The sequence below is a fragment of the Lelliottia sp. RWM.1 genome (assembly GCF_016859735.1).
In the GTDB taxonomy this organism is placed as follows: domain Bacteria; phylum Pseudomonadota; class Gammaproteobacteria; order Enterobacterales; family Enterobacteriaceae; genus Enterobacter.
The window spans coordinates 1-4,634 of the sequence record NZ_WLVC01000097.1 but is presented as its reverse complement, the minus strand read 5'-3'; the positions used below and the strand labels follow the sequence as shown (position 1 = coordinate 4,634).

The window sequence follows — 4,634 nt, the reverse complement described above, 5'->3', positions numbered from 1 at the left end:
ATGAGATAAAATCTGGCCTAACTCATCGCCATTAATCCAGCCAAAAGCCTCACAGAACCAACAAGTCCGGGAATCACGGGTATCAGAATTTCATACCAAACGAGACTCACCCATAAAACACTCATCACAAGCCGTCAGACGCACTGTAAGGCGATGAGTAAAAGATTCACACCCAAACCCACACGCACACCTTAGAGGCTCTCAAAATGCGATTCATGACGTTATTCAGGCAGGCACTCATAGCAGCTGCGACGGCATTCCTTGCAGCCATCATCGACGGGCTGTCCGGCACTATCTAACCCGTTCATTATGGGTATACCTCAGCTATAGCGGCCTGCCCACCTAAAAAACCGGTACATTTAGACCCCGCCGATAACTCAAAATGCACCACTACCATAGTGATACACCAAACTGACACAGAGGATTACATGAGAACGTACGCCTACCTCCGGGCATCCACAGTCGAACAAGACGCTGCCCGTGCATCACAATCACTGCACACCTTTGCGGAAGAACATGGGCTCACCATTGCGGCAAGCTTCATCGAGAACGTCTCTGGGGCATCGCTACAGCGTCCAGAACTGTTCCGGCTTCTGGCAGTAGCTCAGGCTGGTGACATTCTGCTGGTTGAACAAATAGACCGCCTGAGTCGCCTCGATGCTGATGATTGGGAACGCCTCCGTGGTGTCATTCAGAGCAAGGGAATCAGGATAGTCGCTCTAGATCTGCCAACCAGCTACCTGCAACTGCAATCCGGGAACGATGAGTTCATGCTTTCGATGATGAATGCCATCAATGGGATGATGTTGGACATGCTCGCCGCCATAGCCCGCAAGGACTACACCGACCGCCGCCGCCGTCAGACTCAGGGCATTGAGAAGGCAAAAGAAATGGGACTCTACAAAGGCCGACAACCTGACCTAGAAAAACATGAGCATATCCGAACGCTGATTGCTCAGGGAAACTCACAAAGAAAGGTGGCTAAGATGCTGGGCTGTGCAGTGGGAACGGTAAGGAATGCACTGAATGCTGAGAAAACAATGGGATGATCAAACCCCAAATGTACAAAAGCCCCGTGACAGAATCACAGGGCTTCGGTACTCTAATTCTTGCAGATGCCTGCCAGGATCAGACCTCGACAATCTAATCCTAGCAGGGCTGGCTAGCGATGTCACTACCAGCTTAATACCATTCAACGACATTAAACCCACATCTGCACCCTTGAAACTCAGGTCTACGCCCCGGACTCCGGCAGGATAAACAGGCGAATGGTGGGATCCTAACCAGCTCGGGAAAGAAGCTGGCTCTGCCCCGTCTCGCTGTACGATAACAAGCACCTGATAAAGTGAGAATCAAGGAAGTAGTTGCGGTGACGTGATATTGCTACGGTCTGGCTCGCCACCCACACAATTAGAATGTTAAGAACGGCCAGACGCTGGTCGCTCCGCTCCCGTTTTCTGATATACCCACCACGGGGGCATTAGGCAGTTTATTGCCATACGCTACCGTTGAGCTCTTGAAACAACCAATCAGATACCAACATCCACAAAGAAAGAGGATTTCAAAATGTCGGCAAAAGACTCGTTTTTCCAGAAAATAGAAGATAATGCGAGTAAAAAAAAGGCAGCAGACGATGCATTCAAGCAAGAAGTAAGTGCATTTCAGCGAGAAACATATGTTCTTCTTACAGAAATAAAAGGTTGGTTTGACGGCACCCCAGTACAAGCAACAACCTCAACAACGCAGATAACAGAAAGTAATAAAAGCATTGAAGTAACAACGCTAACATTACATAACGGTGATAAAACACTATCTATTATTCCAGATGGTTTTTACTTCTACGGAGTAACAGGCAGCTTGGCTGTGGCGATTGAGAACCCGAACAGTTCACCTCGCACCTATAATTTCTCGATTCACTGGAAAGACACGATAAGCGAAATCACTGGATGGGTTATTGTTTATGGCAAAAGTACTAATAGCCCAGCTAAACGCATCGAATTCAACGAAGAAAACTTCTTCAACATGATTTCTTCATTTGCCTAATCGACTAAGCCAAGGGCTGACTCTCAGCCCTTCATCTTCCGCCGCTCACTAACCCACTCAAAGACACTCTGTTCAGTCTTTCTAGGAGATGGTAGGGCAAGTTGTCCTTGAAGCTCATCAACCTTACTCGTCAACGTACTAATCTGCTCCCGAAGTTGTGACATCTCAGCCAACAAAAGTGTGACATATTCAGGCTGATTTTCGTGTGATCCAGTGGATACCACCTCAGGTTCAGGCTGTGACAACACGCCATAAACACGGAGTAATTCGCTGGTTTCAATAACCGTATTGTCACTGCTTGTCACACTAGCGGAAAGCTTGCCAGCCTTAATGTGCCGATAGATTGTCCGTCGCGTGACACCCGCTAACTTTGCAGCCTCAGTGACACTATGACTCGCCATGTGACACCACCTGAATTAATAGTGTGATCGTAAGTGACATGATCACACTATGTCACACCGCTATATCTCCAGCAAATACGGCTAATATCAATCCATAGAGACAACTAAAACCAGATAGCAGGAGGTCAAATGTACGAGAATTACACCAGAGCACTGCAAGTGTTAGATGTGCTGGAAAAAACGTGTAGATGTATCCGGGCAAATCGCGGAATCATACTGACAAAAACTCTCAACCGAAAAGGACTCATGACAGAACCATCAATCGCCTATTTAATGGACTCACTACGCCCGAAAGAGGCCAAAAGGTTCTGCGAAGCCATGTTATTCATTGAGGGGCATATGTCTCGCCTGAACACCGAAGATAAAGCCTTTGTCAGAACAGAAGCACCCGCAACGAAAGGCTTCTACATGGCATACCTGCAAGACCACCCAACGGTCATCGAGCTGGCTCGCAGAATGATGATCGGCGAACGGCGGTTTACTGACGTTGACCCGCAACTGATAGACGTAGCGTCAAACCTGGCTAGCAGCCCAACGTGGTGCGTAAAAGTGCTAATCCCCAGCATCGACCCACGAAAAGCGGCAATCATCATCAGCAACTTGACGGCGTGGATTTATCAAGCTCTAGAACGGTTGGAAGGGAAACCAGCACCTTGGCAATACGTAAATCAACTTAAGAAAATGAGCTACGAATTACAGCAAATGAGATGCTAAAACACGTACCAGCCGTTAGGGCTATGTTTGAGATGACCACTAACGACCAGTTCATCTAACGCTGGTCGATAGTCCTCCCATTCAGCATTGCCGTCATCGACATACTGAGTCCAGAACACTCGTGAAAATGTTTGCTGCGGTGGGAAAAGTCCATCACGGCAAAATGGCTCTAACGCTCCAGATTGTATGTCTTGCCAAATATCATTACTTATACTCATAAAATTCTCCTTAAGGGGTTGTTGTTATTATATTTATGAAAAAATACAGGAGGATACTTGTTACTAAAACCAACGGCACTAAGAACAAATGGTCGGACATACGAAGTATTCCTGCCATATCTCATCGACAAACTCCCAGAACGACAGAGGAAAAGACCCGCCCAATGGTTCCAAGCTGCACTGACGAATCTTCTGGGGGCCCCAACCGAACAGCAAGAAACCTGCACACCAGAGCTAATTTCAGGGGAATGGGATCACCATACAGACTGGATTTCGGCATTTGACGCACTGGCATTGCTATCAAACAGCCCTGATAGCTACCAGAACGGTGACCTCATCAACGAAATCGAAGATAAAACCGGGGTAAAACTCCCGGTTATATCCGGAAGAAGTAAGCATGAAGCCGTATTCGGCAGATTGCTCATCGGAGTTCTTAAAACCAGTGGCAGACCCTTCACCGTCACCCCGCAGAAGCATTTCAACGGCAGGAGATACCGCGTAGATTTCCTTGTGACGATCGAAGGAATGACGCGTAACGGCGAGCCAAAATCATACGTGATTGAGTTTGATGAATTGTTCCATGCAGAGAAACGACAGCGAGAAAGGGATGAAGAACGTGACAGATGGTTCAGAAAGCATGAAAAGACGCTGACACTCATCCGTGTGAAGCACAAACACCAAGACGACTGGCTTAAATGTCTTGAAGGCATCGGCGAACCACGCTCAATCGAACACTATTATGCCCACTGCATCCGGGTTGCCAGCAAGATCAGGTCAACAACGGAGCGGGTAATTACAGGGGAATCATCAAAAGCGGCCTACGACCCGGCAAAAAATGGCTGTTCCTGTCTGCTAAAACGAGAAAAACAACGTCTAAAAGAGCTGTCTGACATAATGACAACACTGAATATCCCATTCACGGCAACCGATCGACTGTTCGTAACCCGTCGCAGCCCCAGCAAATACGGCCTATAACGCTAAAAGTTACATGAAAAGTTACAACGAAATGTTGATGCACTACGGTTTTTGGGGTGCTCAAACGTTGTAACCTTTCAAACGTCCCCTCAAGCCCCTTATATAGATATTTACCCCTTATTAATTATTAACTTGCCTTCTATCTTCTTAGGTGGTTTCTCTTCATCGTATTTACCTAGACGGTAAGCAAATCAACAATTCCAGCCATGAGATAAAATCTGGCCTAACTCATCGCCATTAATCCAGCCAAAAGCCTCACAGAACCAACAAGTCCGGGAATCAC

6 protein-coding genes are annotated in these 4,634 nt (G+C 47.2%); 4 read left to right on the top strand and 2 right to left on the bottom strand.

What is annotated here, in order from left to right:
- Positions 1–428: 428 nt before the first annotated feature.
- Both GF617_RS26460 and GF617_RS26455 read left to right on the top strand, forming a co-directional pair.
- Entirely contained in the window at positions 429–1,049 is a 621-nt protein-coding gene (locus GF617_RS26460; RefSeq protein WP_203452760.1) for a recombinase family protein, read from the top strand.
- 517 nt (positions 1,050–1,566) lie between these two features.
- Positions 1,567–2,043 (top strand): hypothetical protein, encoded by a 477-nt coding sequence (locus tag GF617_RS26455; protein ID WP_203452759.1) that lies wholly within the window; start codon positions 1,567–1,569, stop codon positions 2,041–2,043.
- 23 nt (positions 2,044–2,066) lie between these two features.
- Here GF617_RS26455 and GF617_RS27615 read toward each other — a convergent pair whose 3' ends face one another.
- Positions 2,067–2,444 (bottom strand): helix-turn-helix domain-containing protein, encoded by a 378-nt coding sequence (locus GF617_RS27615; protein WP_375291256.1) that lies wholly within the window; start codon positions 2,442–2,444, stop codon positions 2,067–2,069.
- Between the two features lie 129 nt (positions 2,445–2,573).
- Here GF617_RS27615 and GF617_RS26450 point away from each other — a divergent pair, with 129 nt between their 5' ends.
- Positions 2,574–3,158 carry a hypothetical protein gene (locus tag GF617_RS26450; RefSeq protein ID WP_203452758.1) on the top strand — a complete coding sequence of 195 codons (585 nt, stop codon included), beginning with the start codon at positions 2,574–2,576 and terminating at the stop codon, positions 3,156–3,158.
- Here GF617_RS26450 and GF617_RS26445 read toward each other — a convergent pair.
- Complete coding sequence (locus GF617_RS26445) at positions 3,155–3,376, bottom strand: hypothetical protein (RefSeq protein WP_203452757.1); 222 nt, start codon at positions 3,374–3,376, stop codon at positions 3,155–3,157. The two genes, GF617_RS26450 and GF617_RS26445, sit on opposite strands and share 4 nt — an antisense overlap.
- Before the next feature lie 57 nt (positions 3,377–3,433).
- Here GF617_RS26445 and GF617_RS26440 point away from each other — a divergent pair, with 57 nt between their 5' ends.
- Complete coding sequence (locus GF617_RS26440) at positions 3,434–4,351, top strand: hypothetical protein (protein ID WP_203452756.1); 918 nt, start codon at positions 3,434–3,436, stop codon at positions 4,349–4,351.
- Positions 4,352–4,634: the final 283 nt, after the last annotated feature.